Annotated in this window: 13 protein-coding genes and 1 pseudogene; 4 read left to right on the top strand and 10 right to left on the bottom strand. The window is 71.7% G+C overall.

Annotated features, from left to right (window positions below; genetic code table 11):
• Positions 1–310 precede the first annotated feature (310 nt).
• Positions 311–1,339 (bottom strand): polyphosphate kinase 2, encoded by a 1,029-nt coding sequence (gene ppk2, locus F3L20_RS17470; RefSeq protein ID WP_206338790.1) that lies wholly within the window; start codon positions 1,337–1,339, stop codon positions 311–313.
• A gap of 236 nt (positions 1,340–1,575) precedes the next feature.
• Here ppk2 and F3L20_RS17465 point away from each other — a divergent pair, with 236 nt between their 5' ends.
• Entirely contained in the window at positions 1,576–2,370 is a 795-nt protein-coding gene (locus tag F3L20_RS17465) for an SDR family NAD(P)-dependent oxidoreductase (protein WP_150155169.1), read from the top strand.
• A gap of 41 nt (positions 2,371–2,411) precedes the next feature.
• On the opposite strand, the gene F3L20_RS17460 is transcribed toward F3L20_RS17465, so the two are convergent.
• From F3L20_RS17460 to F3L20_RS17440, 6 genes and pseudogenes are all read right to left on the bottom strand, one after another.
• The gene (locus tag F3L20_RS17460) at positions 2,412–3,503 is read right to left on the bottom strand and encodes a glycoside hydrolase family 5 protein (RefSeq protein WP_240810668.1); all 1,092 of its coding nucleotides are present in this window, start codon (positions 3,501–3,503) and stop codon (positions 2,412–2,414) included.
• Between the two features lie 120 nt (positions 3,504–3,623).
• Positions 3,624–4,388, bottom strand: coding sequence for a sulfite exporter TauE/SafE family protein (locus tag F3L20_RS17455; protein ID WP_150155168.1), 765 nt, complete (start codon positions 4,386–4,388; stop codon positions 3,624–3,626).
• Positions 4,389–4,526: 138 nt separating this feature from the next.
• Positions 4,527–4,855: pseudogene (locus F3L20_RS17450) on the bottom strand (SCO5918 family protein).
• A 264-nt stretch (positions 4,856–5,119) separates the two neighbouring features.
• Positions 5,120–6,745 (bottom strand): DEAD/DEAH box helicase, encoded by a 1,626-nt coding sequence (locus tag F3L20_RS17445; protein ID WP_150155167.1) that lies wholly within the window; start codon positions 6,743–6,745, stop codon positions 5,120–5,122.
• A gap of 692 nt (positions 6,746–7,437) precedes the next feature.
• Entirely contained in the window at positions 7,438–7,566 is a 129-nt protein-coding gene (locus F3L20_RS35295) for a hypothetical protein (RefSeq protein ID WP_276615850.1), read from the bottom strand.
• Positions 7,563–9,581 (bottom strand): hypothetical protein, encoded by a 2,019-nt coding sequence (locus tag F3L20_RS17440; protein ID WP_150155166.1) that lies wholly within the window; start codon positions 9,579–9,581, stop codon positions 7,563–7,565. The genes F3L20_RS35295 and F3L20_RS17440 overlap by 4 nt, the downstream gene beginning before the upstream one ends.
• Positions 9,582–9,788: 207 nt before the next feature.
• On the opposite strand from F3L20_RS17440, the gene F3L20_RS17435 reads away from it, so the two are divergent.
• Positions 9,789–10,286: a hypothetical protein gene (locus tag F3L20_RS17435; RefSeq protein WP_150155165.1), complete on the top strand. Its 498-nt coding sequence runs from the start codon at positions 9,789–9,791 to the stop codon at positions 10,284–10,286.
• A 40-nt stretch (positions 10,287–10,326) separates the two neighbouring features.
• Here F3L20_RS17435 and F3L20_RS17430 read toward each other — a convergent pair whose 3' ends face one another.
• The 3 genes from F3L20_RS17430 to F3L20_RS17420 all read right to left on the bottom strand — a co-directional run bounded on the left by F3L20_RS17430 (position 10,327) and on the right by F3L20_RS17420 (position 12,661).
• The gene (locus F3L20_RS17430) at positions 10,327–10,722 is read right to left on the bottom strand and encodes a VOC family protein (RefSeq protein ID WP_150155164.1); all 396 of its coding nucleotides are present in this window, start codon (positions 10,720–10,722) and stop codon (positions 10,327–10,329) included.
• 28 nt (positions 10,723–10,750) lie between these two features.
• Entirely contained in the window at positions 10,751–11,542 is a 792-nt protein-coding gene (locus F3L20_RS17425; protein ID WP_150155163.1) for an SAM-dependent methyltransferase, read from the bottom strand.
• 126 nt (positions 11,543–11,668) lie between these two features.
• On the bottom strand, positions 11,669–12,661 hold the full coding sequence (locus F3L20_RS17420; protein WP_150157381.1) for a LacI family DNA-binding transcriptional regulator: 993 nt from the start codon (positions 12,659–12,661) through the stop codon (positions 11,669–11,671).
• Between the two features lie 373 nt (positions 12,662–13,034).
• Here F3L20_RS17420 and F3L20_RS17415 point away from each other — a divergent pair, with 373 nt between their 5' ends.
• Both F3L20_RS17415 and F3L20_RS17410 read left to right on the top strand, forming a co-directional pair.
• Positions 13,035–13,961: a carbohydrate ABC transporter permease gene (locus F3L20_RS17415; protein WP_150155162.1), complete on the top strand. Its 927-nt coding sequence runs from the start codon at positions 13,035–13,037 to the stop codon at positions 13,959–13,961.
• A gap of 4 nt (positions 13,962–13,965) precedes the next feature.
• Positions 13,966–14,907: a carbohydrate ABC transporter permease gene (locus F3L20_RS17410; RefSeq protein WP_150155161.1), complete on the top strand. Its 942-nt coding sequence runs from the start codon at positions 13,966–13,968 to the stop codon at positions 14,905–14,907.
• Positions 14,908–14,909 lie beyond the last annotated feature (2 nt).

Below are 14,909 nucleotides of genomic sequence, written 5' to 3'. Positions count from 1 at the left end.
GGGAGCGGTGACACCCTCCAGGGCGTGACGCCACCGGTGGCGCCTCAGTGCCGTGCCGCGCCGCCCGCACCCGTGCCGAGGCGGCGACGCCTCCGGGGCGGTGAGCGGGCGGCGCGGGCACCGCTCCGGGCGGCTCCCTGCCATGAGCGGGCGGGGCAGTGAAACCTCGGTGCCATGAGCACCCGGGCCGCACCGCCGGGGCCGGGACGCCTCCGGGGCCTAAGCGCCCGAGGCCGTGTCGCTGCCCAGCGGTGACGCCTCCGGGGCTTGAACGCTGCGGTGGGGCGGTGAGGGCGGCGCGGCGCCCGGGTCAGGACTCCGCGCGCCGCTGTCCGTTCTCCGGGTGGCTGCCCGGGCCGTGGCCGGGACCCGCGAGGGGGGTCGGCGAGAGGACCGCGGGTTCCTCGCCGGCCTCCAGGAGGGTGTCGGCCGCGCCCACGATCAGCGGGTCCGGCTTGCCGAGCGCCCCGTGGTCCTTGGCCGGGTAGTCGCAGCGGTCGAGGAGGCTGCGCATGGCCTCCAGCCGGCCGCGGCGCTTGTCGTTGTTCTTCACGACCGTCCACGGCGCGTGCGGGGTGTCGGTGGCGCGGAACATCTCCACCTTGGCCTTGGTGTAGTCGTCCCAGCGGTCCAGCGACTCCAGGTCCATCGGCGACAGTTTCCACCGCCGCACCGGGTCGACCTGGCGGATGGCGAAGCGGGTGCGCTGCTCGGCCCGGGAGACGGAGAACCAGAACTTCACCAGCATGATGCCGTCGTCGGTGAGCAGCCGTTCGAACAGCGGGGTCTGTTCCAGGAACAGCCGGTACTCGTCCTCCGAACAGAAACCCATGACCCGCTCGACACCGGCCCGGTTGTACCAGGAGCGGTCGAAGAAGACGATCTCGCCGCGGGCCGGCAGATGAGCCACGTAGCGCTGGAAGTACCACTGCCCCGCTTCTCGCTCGGTCGGCTTCTCCAGGGCGACCACGCGGGCGCCGCGCGGATTGAGACGTTCCATGAACCGCTGGATCGTGCCGCCCTTGCCGGCCGCGTCCCGCCCCTCGCACACCACGACCATCCGCTGGCCGGTGTCCTTCACCCAGCGCTGCATCTTCAGCAGTTCGATCTGCAGCACGCGTTTCGTGCGCTCGTACTCCGACCTGCGGATCTTCCGGTCGTAGGGATGGTTCTCGCGCCAGGTCTCGATCGGGGCGCCGTCGGCGTCCAGAAGCACGGGCCGCTCCGGACGCCGGACGTCCACCTCCAGCCCGTGGAGCAGATCGTCGCCGGTCGTGCGGGACTCGTCCGTCCCCGCGTCCGTACGGCCCTCGTGCGCGTCCGGGTGGTCGGCCGTCACGTCGTCTCCCGCCTTTCCGGTTTCCGTCTCACCGGGGCCCTCCTCAGCAGCGTATGCCCGACGGGCGAGCGCGGTGATGCGCAAGCGGGTGCCCGCCGAGGGCCGACCGAAGCACGGTGACGCGGCGGTGATTCGGCGGCGGGCCGAAGGGGAAGTCGGGGCGGGTCGGAGGCGCGGCCCGCGCGGACGGTGGTCCGCGGGCCGGCCGTCGTATCCGCGCAGGGAAAGGTGAGGACGTGCAGATCGATCTCAAGGGCCGTACAGCGCTGGTCACGGGTTCCACCCAGGGCATCGGAGCGGCGATCGCCACCGGGCTGGCGCGGGCGGGGGCCCGGGTCGCGGTCAACGGACGCTCGGAGGAGCGGGTGCGCGAGGGTGCGGCCGCGCTGGAGCGGGAGGTGCCGGGTGCGGAGGTGGTGCCGGTCGCGGCGGACGTGACCACGGAGGAGGGCGCCGCGCGGGTCGCCGAGGCGCTGCCCCAGGTCGACATTCTGGTCAACAACCTCGGGGTGTTCGGTGTCGCCGACCCACTGGAGATCAGTGACGACGAGTGGCGCCGCTTCTTCGAGGTGAACGTGCTGGCGGCGGTGCGGCTGATCCGCCTCTTCCTGCCCGGGATGACCGAGCGCGGCTGGGGGCGGGTGCAGAACATCGCCAGCGACTCGGCGATCGTCATCCCGGCCGAGATGATCCACTACGGCATGTCCAAGACCGCGCTGCTTGCCCTGGGCCGTGGCTTCGCCAAGCAGGCCGCGGGCACCGGGGTCACGGTGAACTCGGTCATCGCGGGTCCCACCCACACGGGCGGCGTGGAGGACTTCGTGTACGAACTGGTGGACCGCGACCTGCCGTGGGAGGAGGCACAGCGCGTCTTCATGCGGGAACACCGCCCGCAATCGCTGCTGCACCGGCTGATCGAGCCCGAGGAGATCGCCAACATGGTCGTCTACCTCGCCTCCGACCAGGCGTCGGCCACGACCGGAGGGGCGGTTCGGGTCGACGGCGGGTACGTCGACTCGATCCTGCCGTGAAGGGCGGGCCGGCACCCGCGGGACGGGTGCCGGCCTGCCGGTCACGCGCCGCGGGCGCCGTCCGGGGTCCTGATGCGGTCGCGGATCCAGACGCCGGCGGGCTTCAGCGACGCCGTGCCGGACCAGGGGCCGTCGCCGGCGCAGGTGCCCGGCTGGAACACGGCGCCGGAGCGGTGGTCGTCGGAGAAGTTCCAGTTGACCCAGCTGATCTGCTTCCGCGCCATCAGATCCAGGTAGCGCCGGGCCATCGGGAAGTCGTCGGCGTCCTCACCGGCGTAGTTCTGGGTGCCGAACTCGGTGACGAACACGGGGATCCGGTCGGCGGCGCGGGACAGGGCCGCGAGGTACTCGTCCCGGTGCGAGGCGGCGTAGAAGTGGAAGGTGTACATGATGTTCGAGGCGTCGACCGGGTTGTTGACGACCTCCGACTCGTCGGCGCCCTCGGAGACCCCGAACGAGGACCAGGCCCGGGTGCCGACGAGGACGGGCGCGTCGGGGTCGGCGGCGCGGACGACCGGGATGATCCGCTCCGCGTAGTCCTTGATGCGTGACCAGCTCACCCCGCTGGGCTCGTTGGCGATCTCGTAGAGGACGTTGACGCGGTCCTTGTGGCGGCTCGCGATGTCGGTGAAGAACGTCCGGGCCCGGTCCAGGTTGGCCATGGGGTCGCCCGGCTCCAGCATGTGCCAGTCGACGATCACGTACAGGCCGCGGTCGCTCGCCTGCCGGATCAGACGGTCGGCGAGGGCGGTGAAGTGCGCGGGGTCGGTCTCGTAGCCGCCCTCCTGCACGTAGGTGGACACCCGCAGGACGTCGGCGCGCCAGTCGTGGGCGAGGGCGTCGAGGGAGGCGTCGGTCAGGCACTGGGCGTACCACTGGGTGCCGTGCGTGCTCATGCCGCGCAGCTGGACCGGGGTGCCGTGCCGGTCGCAGAGTTTCGTACCGCAGACCCTGAGCTGTCCGTGGGTGTCGACGGGGGTGGCTGCGCGGCTGGTGATCGGCACCTGTGCACCGTACCGGGTGGGGGCCGGTACGGCGGCGGCGGGGACCGCCGCGGTCAGGACGAGGAGGAGGGCACTGGCGAGTGCCACCGCGAGGGCGGCGGGGTGTGTTCGAGGACGTGCCGGTGTCATGTGGGGGGACTCCGTCCGGGCGATGGTTAGGAAAGTTTCCTAACGGGATGGAACTGCAACTCCCCTGCGTTGACAAGGGTGGTGACGAAGCTGTCGCGGACGGCGGAACGCGCCCCCAGGTCAGCGCAGCAGGAGCTGGACGAGAGCGACGGTGCCGACCGCCACGACGAGGGCCCGCAGCACGGCGGGGCGGAAGCGGCGGCCCGTCATCGCCCCGAGCTGACCGCCCAGCGCGGAGCCGGCCGCGATGAGGGCGACGGCCGTCCAGTCGAAGTCGGCGACGAAGAGGAAGAGGGTCGCGGCGACCGTGTTGACGACGGCGACGAGGACGTTCTTGACGGCGTTGAGGCGCTGCAGCGGCTCGTCGAGGAGCAGGCCCATCAGGGAGATGTAGATGATGCCCTGGGCGGCGGCGAAGTACCCGCCGTAGACGCTGGCCAGCGTCAGGCCGGTGGACAGTGGCCATCCCCCGTCCCGCCGGACGGGGCGGTCCGCGGGACGCCGGTTCCGTACCGTGCGGCTGATCAGGGGCTGGAGGGCGACGAGGACGAGGGCCAGACCGACCAGGCACGGCACGATCGTCTCGAACGCCTCGGCCGGCAGGGTGAGCAGCAGGCAGGCGCCCGTGATCCCGCCGAGCGCCGCGCCCACGCCCAGCCTGCGTACGCGCCGCCCCTGTCCCGCGAGTTCGCGGCGGTAGCCGATGGCCCCGCTGACGGCGCCGGGCACGAGCCCGAGGGCGTTGGAGACGGTGGCGGTGAGGGGCGACAGGCCGGCGGCGAGCAGCACGGGGAACGTCACGAGCGTGCCCGAGCCGACGACGGCGTTCAGGGCGCCCGCGCCGATGCCGGCCGCGAACACGCCGAGCATCTCGAGCGGTGTCACACCGCGCCCCCGGTCGCGGCGGGGGCGTCCGGGGGCGAGAGGAGGCGGGCGGGTGCCGGGGAGATGTTCATACGGGCACGCTAGCCCGCGAACGCTTCGGCACCTGCCGAAGGGTCGGTGCCCAGGGGGCCCGGTCGGTCAGGCGCCGGGGCTCTGGGGGTCGGCGGGGCTGCCGAGCATCTCCGAGGCCGCCTCGAGCGGGAGAGGGAGCGCGGGGCCGGGGGCACCGCGTCGGGGTGGGGGTGGCACGTGAAGCCGAGCCGGGCCATGGCCCGCACGACCTCGCCGGCGGTGAAGTCGCGGCGGTCCTGACGGGTGATGACCTGGCCCACCTGCTTCACCGGGTAGCGGCGGCGGCCGATGGTCACGGACTCACCGGTGATCGCTTCGGGGGTGATGCCCTTCATCGACTCCAGTACTCCGGCCTTGGTCAGGTCGAAGGGGTAGCGGGCGATGACACAGCGCATGGTGCCTCACAGGGGAAGAAGGACGGGCCGTCCACCCGGCGGGTGAGCGGGGCGGGCGGCCCACGGAGAACTGCGGTCGGTAACGGGGATACGGGGAGGGGCGTCAGGGCGGCCCGGGACCGCTTCACAGCGGTGCCGGCAGATCACCATGTCGCCTTCTCGTCATGTCGTCACGGGACGCGTCGCAAGACGTCGTCGACCGGAGGACACGCCGTCGGTCACCGGACGCCCGGCTGCGCGCCGGCGCCCGGTGGGCCCGGCGGCCTAGGCCGCGCGGTCCGCGGCCGTTGCGGTACGGGCCCTGCGGTGCTGGGCGCCGTCGGCGCGGCGGGGCCGGCCGGAGCGGTCCTGCGCCGACGCGCTCTGTCCCGTGGTGCCCTGGGCCTTGCCGCCGGTGACCTGACGGCCGCCCTGGGCCGTACCGCCCTGGGCGGTGCCGCCCTGGGTACGGCGTCCCTGGGCGCCCCGGCCGCGGCGGCGGGAGGACGGGGAGGCGGCGCGGCGGGGCCGCTCCACGACCGGCACCGTGATCACGACGGGCACGCCGGACGGCGTGCGGGCGCCGGTGATGCGGTTCAGCTCCTCGTCGCCCGGCCGGACCTCGGTGATGCGCGGGGTGATGCCCGCCTGGGCCATGAGCCGGCTGACGTCGCGCCGCTGGTCCCGCGTGACCAGGGTGATCACGCTGCCGGACTCGCCGGCGCGGGCCGTGCGTCCGCCGCGGTGCAGGTAGTCCTTGGGGTCGCCGGGCGGGTCGACGTTGACGACCAGGCCGAGGTTGTCGACGTGGATGCCGCGCGCCGCGACGTTGGTCGCCACCAGCACGGTGACGTGCCCGTCCTTGAACTGGGTGAGCGTCCGGGTGCGCTGCGGCTGGGACTTGCCGCCGTGCAGACCCGCGGCGCGCACGCCGTTGCTCAGCAGGTGCTTGGTCAGCCGGTCCACCGCGTGCTTGGTGTCCAGGAACATGATGACCCGGCCGTCGCGCGCCGCGATCTCGGTGGTCGTCCGGCGCTTGTCGGCGTCGTCGACGTGGAGCAGGTGGTGCTCCATGGTGGTCACCGCGCCCGCGGACGGGTCGACGGAGTGGACCACCGGGTCGCTGAGGTAGCGCCGGACCAGCTGGTCGACGTTGCGGTCGAGGGTGGCCGAGAACAACAGGCGCTGCCCGTCGGGACGCACCTGGTCGAGGAGCCTGGTGACCTGGGGCATGAAGCCCATGTCGGTCATCTGGTCGGCCTCGTCGAGCACCGTGATGGCGACCTCTTCGAGTATGCAGTCACCCCGGTCGACGAGGTCCTTGAGCCGTCCGGGCGTCGCGACGACGACCTCGGCGCCGGCCCGCAGCGCGGACGCCTGCTTGCCGATCGACAGCCCGCCGACCACGGTGGCCAGCCGCAGCCGCACGGAGCGGGCGTACGGCGTCAGCGCGTCGGTGACCTGCCCGGCGAGCTCCCGGGTGGGGACGAGGACCAGGGCGAGCGGCCTGCGGGGCTCGGCGCGGCGGCCGGCGGTGCGGGCCAGCAGCGGCAGGCCGAAGGCGAGGGTCTTGCCGGAGCCGGTGCGGCCACGGCCGAGGACGTCACGGCCGGCCAGCGAGTTCGGCAGCGTGGCCGCCTGGATGGGGAACGGTGCCGTCACGCCTTCGCTGCCGAGGGCGGCCAGCATCTCGGCGGGGAGCGCCAGTTCCTCGAAGGCCTCCACGGCGGGGAGGGCGGGGGTGGTCGTCACGGGGAGGGCGAACTCGCCGGTCGGCGCGCTCCTGCGGTTGCCGGAGCCCTTGGACTGTCGCGGCGCACCGCCGCGGCCGCCGGCGAAGCCGCCTCGGCGGCCGCCCTTGCCTGCGGTGCGGGTCCGGGACGTTCGATCGTTCGCGCGTGCCTGTGTCACGGAGAACCTTCCTTGATGTGGCGCGTGTCAAGGAATGTCCGCCGCTGTGGAACGCGGGGAATTGCAAGAACGAGCCGGGGTGAAGGGCCGCAGGGCGGTTTCGCCTGTGGGGGGCGCGACCCATGAGAAGCAGCGAGCGGAGTGTGCACCTCTCCGTGTGATCCGTGTGAGATCCAGCTGCGCAGCAGGCGCCGGTGTGGCACAGGGACGGTCCGACCGGCCCTGCGGGTTCGATGACCGCGCGACTACAACAGAGATCGACACTAGCACGGCGGGTGCCCGGCCTGTGCGGGAGATAGGTCACCCCGGGTGGGGGAATGCCGGAGGCCCCTTGCGTGCGGCGGCCCCGCACCCCGGTGGCGGGATGCGGGCCGCCGGTGCCGGCCGGGCCGGGACCTCTCGTCTGGATCATCCCGGCGTCGCGGGCCGGCCGAGGACGCACCGCGCCTCACGGCCGGCCTGATCCGGACGAAAGGTCCTAGCCGCGGGTGGTGCGTCGGCGGCGCATCCACCACACCAGGGCGGCGCCCGCGGCGAGCGCCGCTGCCGCGATGCCCGTGACCAGACCGACCGGGATGCTGTTGCCGGTGTCGGCGAGGCCGCCGTCGGGGTCGGCCGGGGGCTTGTGGCCTCCCCCGGTCTGCGTCGCGCTCGGCGCCGGCGCCGACGGGGTGTCGCTCGGTGCCGGCTCGTCACCGCCGGTCGGCGTCGGGGGGGGTCGGGGGGGGTCGGCGTGCCTCCCCGTCGTCGCTCCTGCCCGCGCTGTTGCCGCCGAGCATGAGCATGCCGTCGCGGTCGGCGTCGTCGGTCGCGGCCTTCACCGCCGTGTCCTTGGTGCGCGGTGTGTAGGGGTTCTCCGCGCGGAACTCCTGGCGCGTGACGTTGCGCTTGGGCTGCTTGGAGAAGTCGACTCCGCCGACGGTGACGACCCAGACCTCTGGCCCTTGGCCAGTTCGTACGTGAACTCACCCTCCTTGAAGATCTTGGCGTACCTGTCGAAGACGTCGGTCTTCTTCCAGTCCTGGTGGGGTGCGCGCAGCGGCCACCGGCCGGCGTCGTTGCTGTTGATGATCCGCCGGTAGTCGGTCGGCTGCTCGGCGTCCTGCTGGCGGATCCATTCGGCGGCGACGCGGGCGGTGTACACGCGGCGCAGATCGGCGTACTCGGGCCGGGTGTTGATCCAGTTCTCGACCTCGGGGACGACGGTGCGCCTGAGGACGCTCTCGTTGTGCTCGATCTCGGCCTTGCTGAGCCGGTCCTGGCAGGACTCGCCGCCGCCCGGTCCGGGGGTGTCGATGTCCATGTACTCGGACTGGAGTTTGAGGGGGGCGTCGAGGATGTAGATCCCGCCGTCCTGTTCACGGACCTTGGCGGTCTTCGGCTCGATCCAGTTGCGCCCGGAGTTCAGGCACGGCCAGCCGTCGACCTTCGCGAGGCCGTCCCAGGCGGCCCTGCCCACCTCGGTCTTGGGGTCCATCGCCCTGAAGAAGTCGTGCTTGAGCTGAAGGTCGGCTTCGAGCAGGACCCGGCCGGCGTCGGTCGAGGCGAACGCGTCGTCCATGATCGTGCCGGGGGTGTCCGGGTTGAGGTTCACCCAGAACTTGTCCGGGGTGAGGGCGAGCCACGTGAAGAAGGCGTCGGAGATCATCTGTGCCTTCTCCTTGCCGCCCCAGCCGCCGGACTCGTCCGGGGCCTTCTTGGCGGAGAACGCGTAGTCCACACCTTCGCCCTTGACAGGCTTACCGACGTACCTCAGGTCCAGGGTGGTGAAGTCGATGCCGCCGGGTCCCTTGGGGAAGCGCCCTCCGGAGGCCTGTTCTCGCCGCTGGAGGAAGTCGGCCATGTCCTTCGGCGTCGGCCTGGACTGTTTGATCTGGTCCACCGCGCCGCCACGGGACCCGCTGCTCCTGGACGGATCGGCGTTCATGTAGGGGGCGTTGTACCGGTGCGGGCTGTTGTTGGCCTTCGCGGGCGCCTTCTCGACGGCGACGGAGCGGTGCTCGTGGACCGTGACGCGTTCGCGGCCGAGGCTGTCCTTGCCCAGGTTCTTGCGCATCTCGTCGAAGAACTTCTGCCCGTTGCCGCCGCGTTCCTCGGCGAAGACGAACCGTATCCGGTAGCCGGACTTCTGCCATGCCTTGTTCCGCGTCAGTGCCAGGTCCTTCGGTTTCTGGCTGTCCTCCGGCTTGTTGTTGGACTTGATCTCCACGATCTCCCGGGTCCTCGTGTTGATCGCGTCCAGGATCCGGCGGTGGACCTTGCCGGTCTTCGGGTCGCGGACCTTGATCTCCTTCTGGCATATCCAGTCGGGTCCGACCAGGCCGTAGTCCTTGACGACCTTCGCCTCGAACGCCTTGCCCCGAGGGTCGTGGCCGGACTGCGGGATGTACTTGCCGTCCCGCCAGCCCTCCCAGTCCGCCGCCCACTTGCTGCCGGGCTTGGCGATCTCCTTGGCGTAGTACGCGTACACGCGCCGCGGGTCGCCCTTGCCGTAGGCGTCCGGGTCGGTGCCGATCTTCTTGAGGAACGCGTCGCGTTCGGCCGGGTCGGCGGGCAGTTCCATGCCGTCGTACTGTTTGCCCGGGTTGACGTAGTCGAACTCGTCCCACTGCGCCTTGGGCCGGCTGGAGTCCTTGGCCGGGAGACTGCCGGGGCGCACGCCCCGCAGCCCGTACAGGTCGTCGCAGCGCTTGCCCGGTGACAGCGGCTTCTCCGCGGCCTCTGCGGTGCCGTTCAGCGCGGGCAGCGCCCCGGTGGCGAGGACGGCGGTGCACACGAAGGCGACGGCGCTCCTGGTCAGGGCGCGCAGGCGGTCCGTTCTGTTCCGGTACTTCACGATGAGCAGGTCTTCCCCAAGGGCCCGCTGGGGGTCGTATCCCGTGCGCCACCAGGGCCCCCGTAGTCATGGGCGGCACACAAGGTGCACCACCATAGGTGCGCAACTTTCCTTTCACACAAGGGATTTGGGCGCGTGTCCGGCGTCCCCCGGGCATGTCCACACGACCCTTACAAGACGGTCCCTGTGTCGCGTTATGGTCACCCCATGGAGGAACAGCGGCGCAGGGACGAGCAGGAGTGGGCGGACAATCCGCGGCTGAACGCGTGGACCGCCGCACAGGCCGCCGTGTTCGAGACGCGCTCGCCGTTCGACGGCGGCGGGTGGGACTTCGGTGTCCGGTCCCTCGACCGGCTGGAGGACCTGCTGCGCCGCCGCTTCGCCTCCTACGAGGACATCCTCACGGCCCACGACACCGAGTTCGTCGGCGTCGCCGCCTGGTACCTCGGGGAGGTCCACGTCCGCCTCCACGGCGCGCAGTGGCAGTGCGGGCCCGATCCGGACCCACGCGGCCCCGGGAACCACGAGCCCTACGTCACCGTCCCGTCCGACCGCGCCGGCGAGTTTCCCCCGGCCGACGACGATCCCGACGAGGACGGCCGCCCGCTGACCGTCCCCCTCCACGAACTGGACGCCCTCTTCCTGCGCGGCCCGGGATGTCACCTCCGCGACACGCTCGACCGCTACCGGCCCCGGGAGCGGTGACCACCCGGCCCGTGCCCGTTCCTCGTCGCTCGCGGCCCTGTTACCGGCCGGGGGCCAGGGTGCGCAGGACGTCGAACTCGTTGCCCTCGGGGTCGGCCATGACCACCCAGCTCCGGCCGGCGCCCTGGCCCACGTCCACCCTGGCGGCGCCCAGGGCGAGCAGCCGGGCCACCTCGTCCTCGGTGGTGCCGTCGACCGGGCTGACGTCCAGATGGAGCCGGTTCTTCACCGTCTTGCCCTCGGGCACCCGGACGAAGACCAGGGTGGGCGGCATCTGGCGGGCCCGGACCTCTTCGACGGTCGGCACCCAGGAGCCGATCTCGACCTTGCCCTCGTCGCGGTCGATCACCTCGAAGCCGAGGACGGCGCACCAGAAGGCCGCGAGCCGCCGCGGGTCGTGACAGTCGACGACCAGCTCGGTGAACCTGCTGGTCATCGTTCCTCCGGCGAGTACGGACGGCGCATCAGCGGACGCGCGCCACGGCCGCGTAGATGCCGCTGTCCTCGGCCGGCGGTACCGGCTCCGAGCGGAACCACTCGGGAGCCGTCACCAGGCCGGGTTCGACCAGGTCCAGGCCGTCGAAGAAGCGGGCCACCTCGTCGCGGGTACGGAAGCCGAGGCGGATGCCGGCCCGGGCGTACTCCTCGGTGACCTGCCGCGCCAGGTCGGAGTGCAGGTCGGACGCGGCGTGCGACAGCACGAGGTGGCTGCCCGGCGGCAACGCGTCCACCAGTTCCCGGACGATGCCCCGCGGGTCCAGGTCGTCGGGGAGGAAGTGCAGGAGGGCGATCAGGGACAGGGCCACGGGGCGTGAGAAGTCGAGGATCTGGCGCGCGTGGCGGAGTATCTCGCCCGGTTCGCGCACGTCGGCCTGGAGGTAGTCCGTGGTGCCCTCGGGGCTGCTGACGAGCAGCGCCTCGGCGTGACGCAGCACGATGGGGTCGTTGTCGACGTATACGATCCGCGCCGCGGGGACCGCGCGCTGGACGATCTGGTGCAGGTTCGGCTCGGTGGGGATGCCGGTGCCGATGTCGAGGAACTGGTCGACGCCCTGGTCCGCGAGCCAGGCGGCGGCGCGGTGCATGAACGCGCGGTTCTGCCGGGCCGCGTCCTTCGCCTCGGCCGGCAGCTTCCGCCCGACGGCCTCGTCGACCGGGTAGTTGTCCTTGCCGCCCAGGAGCCAGTCGTAGACCCGCGCCGGCTGCGCCCTGCTGGTGTCGGTCCGCGGCGGTGTGGGGGATGTGCCCGTCGGCATGCGCGTCCGTCCTTGTGGGTGGGGGTGACCGGAACCCTGACGATCACCGAGTCTGACACACCGACAGGCCCGCCCATAGAGTCGGTTCGTGGTCGCCGACGCGACGGTCGGCGGCCACCGCCCCGGTCAGGTGCGGGCCGGCGGCGGTGCCGTGCTCGCGCGGTGCACCAGGCGGGCCGGGACCAGGCTGGTGCCCCGTTCCGGGCCCTCCTGGCGCATCTTGCGCAGGACCGCCTGCACGCAGAGCCGTCCCACCTCGGCGAAGTCCTGGTGGAGGGTGGTGAGCGGGGGCAGGAAGGAGGATGCCTCGGGGATGTCGTCGAAGCCGACGACGCTCACGTCCTGCGGGACCCGCCGACCGTGCTCGTGCAGGGCCCGCAACAGCCCCAGCGCCATCTGGTCGTTGGCGGCGAAGACGGCCGTGCACTCCTCGCGGGCGGCGAGGTCCAGGCCGGCCCGGTAGCCGGACTCCGCCGACCAGTCGCCCCGGACCAGGGGCGGTGCCTCCCGCCCCGCCTCGGCGAGCGCGGCGCGCCAGGCGTCGGTGCGGCGCTGGGCGGCGAACGAGTCCTCGGGGCCGGCCAGGTGCCACACCGTGCGGTGGCCGAGGCCGAGCAGATGCCGTACGGCCTCGCGGGTGCCGCCGTGCTGGTCGGTGTCGACGACCGTGTAACGGTCGCCGGCGTCGGAGTCGACCACCACCACCTGGACGTGCGGCGGCAGTTGGACCGTCGCCGCGTCGAGGAGGTGGACCTCCATGATGACGATCACGGCGTCGACGGCGAGCTCCTCCAGCCGGGAGAACGCGCCGCGCACCTCGTCCTGGGTGGGCACGGCGACCGGCAGCAGCGTCACCGCGTACCCCTCGCGCGCGGCGGAGGTGGCGATCGCCTCCAGCGTGCGCACGTTGCCCGTGGTGGCGAGGGTGAAGGTGATGACGCCTATCGTGCGGAACTCGCCCCGCTTCAGCGCGCGTGCGGCGCTGTTGGGCCGGTAGCCGAGCTCCTTCATCGCGGCGAGGACCTGACGGCGGGTCTCCTCGGTGACCCCGGGGTAGCCGTTGGACACCCGGGAGACGGTCTGCGCCGAGACCCCCGCGAGCCGGGCCACGTCCGCCATGGAGGCGGTGGCACGGACCCGGGCGCGGCGCCGGGTGGCGGGTGCGCCGGCAGTACCCGCCTCCGCCCCGGCTCCCGCTCCCGCCGTCGCGACGGGCGGGCCGTTCCGGTCCGCCGCCGCTTCGTCGACCGTCTCCACTCGGTGTCCGCCGCCTTCCTGTCTCGCGCGTCACGGTCCACAAGAGGACCCTTGACCGTCGTCCTCGGGGCAGTGTAGACATTCCGCCACCGGATGTTTACGTAAACATAACAGCTCAGTGCGTTTCCGCGACGAGAGATGTTTGCGTAAACATCCGGCCGGGCGACGTGCCGCCCGGCTCCGTGCCGGGTGCCGAGCCGCTGGTGACCGGAACGCCGACGAGCGAGGAACGACCATGACGACGCTGCATCCGCCGGCGGCCGCAGAGCCGCGGCCGGCCCCGCCTCCGGCGAGACGGGACCGGCGCTCCTGGAAGGGCTGGGGGTTCATCGGTCCGTTCGTGGCCGTCTTCGCCCTGGTCTTCCTCGCACCGATCGCCTACTCGGTCTACCTGAGCCTGTTCCGCGACCAGCTCATCGGCGGCAACACCTTCGTCGGGTTCGACAACTACCGGCAGGCGCTCAAGGACGAGCTGTTCTGGGCCTCGCTGGGCCGGGTGGCGCTGTTCCTCGTGGTGCAGGTGCCGATCATGCTGGGCATCGGTCTGCTGGTGGCGCTGGCCCTGGACAGCGGCCGGCTCTACGGCAGAAGCTTCTTCCGCATCACGATCTTCCTGCCGTACGCGGTGCCCGCCGTGGTCGCCACCCTGATGTGGGGCTTCATGTACGGCACCAAGTACGGCCTGGTCGGCGACTTCAACTCGGCCTTCGGCTGGTCGCTGCCCGACCCGCTCTCCGCCGACCTGGTGCTGGCCTCCATCGGCAACATCGTGACCTGGGAGTTCGTCGGCTACAACATGCTGATCTTCTACTCGGCGCTGCGGGTCGTCCCGCACTCCCTGTACGAGGCGGCGGAGATCGACGGCGCCGGCCAGTGGCGGGTCGTCACCGCGATCAAACTGCCCGCCATCCGCGGCGCGCTGGTGATCGCGACGATCTTCTCCGTCATCGGCAGCTTCCAGCTCTTCAACGAGCCGAGCATCCTGCGTCCGCTCGCCCGCAACGCCATCACCACGGACTACACCCCCAACTTCTACACGTACTCGCTGTCCTTCAGCGGCCAGCAGCACAACTACTCCGCGACCGTGGCCATCATCATGGGCCTGATCACGATGGTGGTCGCCTACGTCGTGCAGCTTCGCGGCATGCGCAAGGGAGCGTGACCCGATGACCACCCCTGTCACCACCCCCGCACCCGCCGCCACGGCCCCCGGCGGTGTGCGGAGCGCCCCGCGTCTGCGGCGCGCCAAGCGGCACCGCCCGGGCCGGCCCCGGCGCAGCAAGCTGCTGACCGCGCTGACCTCGCTGGTGGTCCTCTACACCGTGGTCCCGCTGATCTGGCTGGTCGTCAACGCCACCAAGACCCAGTCGGGTCTGGCCAACTCGAGCGGCCTGTGGTTCGCGGACGACTTCGCGCTGTGGGACAACATCCGGGACACCTTCACCTACCACGACGGTGTGTTCACGCGCTGGCTCCTCAACACCCTGCTGTACGTGGTGCTGGGCGCCGGCGGCGCCACCCTGCTGGCGGTGCTCGGCGGGTACGCGCTGGCGAAGTTCGACTTCCCCGGCAAGCGGGGCGTCTTCGCCACGGTCATCGGCGCGGTGGCGGTGCCCGGTACGGCGCTCGCCGTCCCCACCTTCCTGATGTTCAGCAAGATGGGTCTGACCGACACCCCCTGGGCGGTCATCCTCCCGTCGCTGGTGTCGCCGTTCGGCCTGTACCTGATGTGGGTGTTCGCCACCGAGGCGATCCCCACCGAACTGCTGGAGGCCGCCCGGATGGACGGCGCCGGAGAGGCGCGCACCTTCTTCCAGGTGGCGCTCCCGCTGCTCGCCCCCGGCATCGTGACCGTGCTGCTGTTCACCACGGTCGCCACCTGGAACAACTACTTCCTGCCGTTGATCATGCTCAAGGACCCGGACTGGTACCCCCTGACCCTGGGCCTGAGCGCGTGGAACTCCCAGGCGGAGACCGTCGGCGGCGAGGTCGTCTTCAACCTGGTGATCACCGGTTCCCTCATCACGATCCTGCCGCTCGTCGCCGCGTTCCTGTTCCTGCAGAAGTACTGGCAGTCGGGACTCGCCGCCGGAAGCGTCAAGGAGTGACC

The organism is Streptomyces tendae (genome assembly GCF_008632955.1).
Classification (GTDB): Bacteria; Actinomycetota; Actinomycetes; order Streptomycetales; family Streptomycetaceae; genus Streptomyces.
This window is presented reverse-complemented; position numbering and strand designations above follow the sequence as displayed.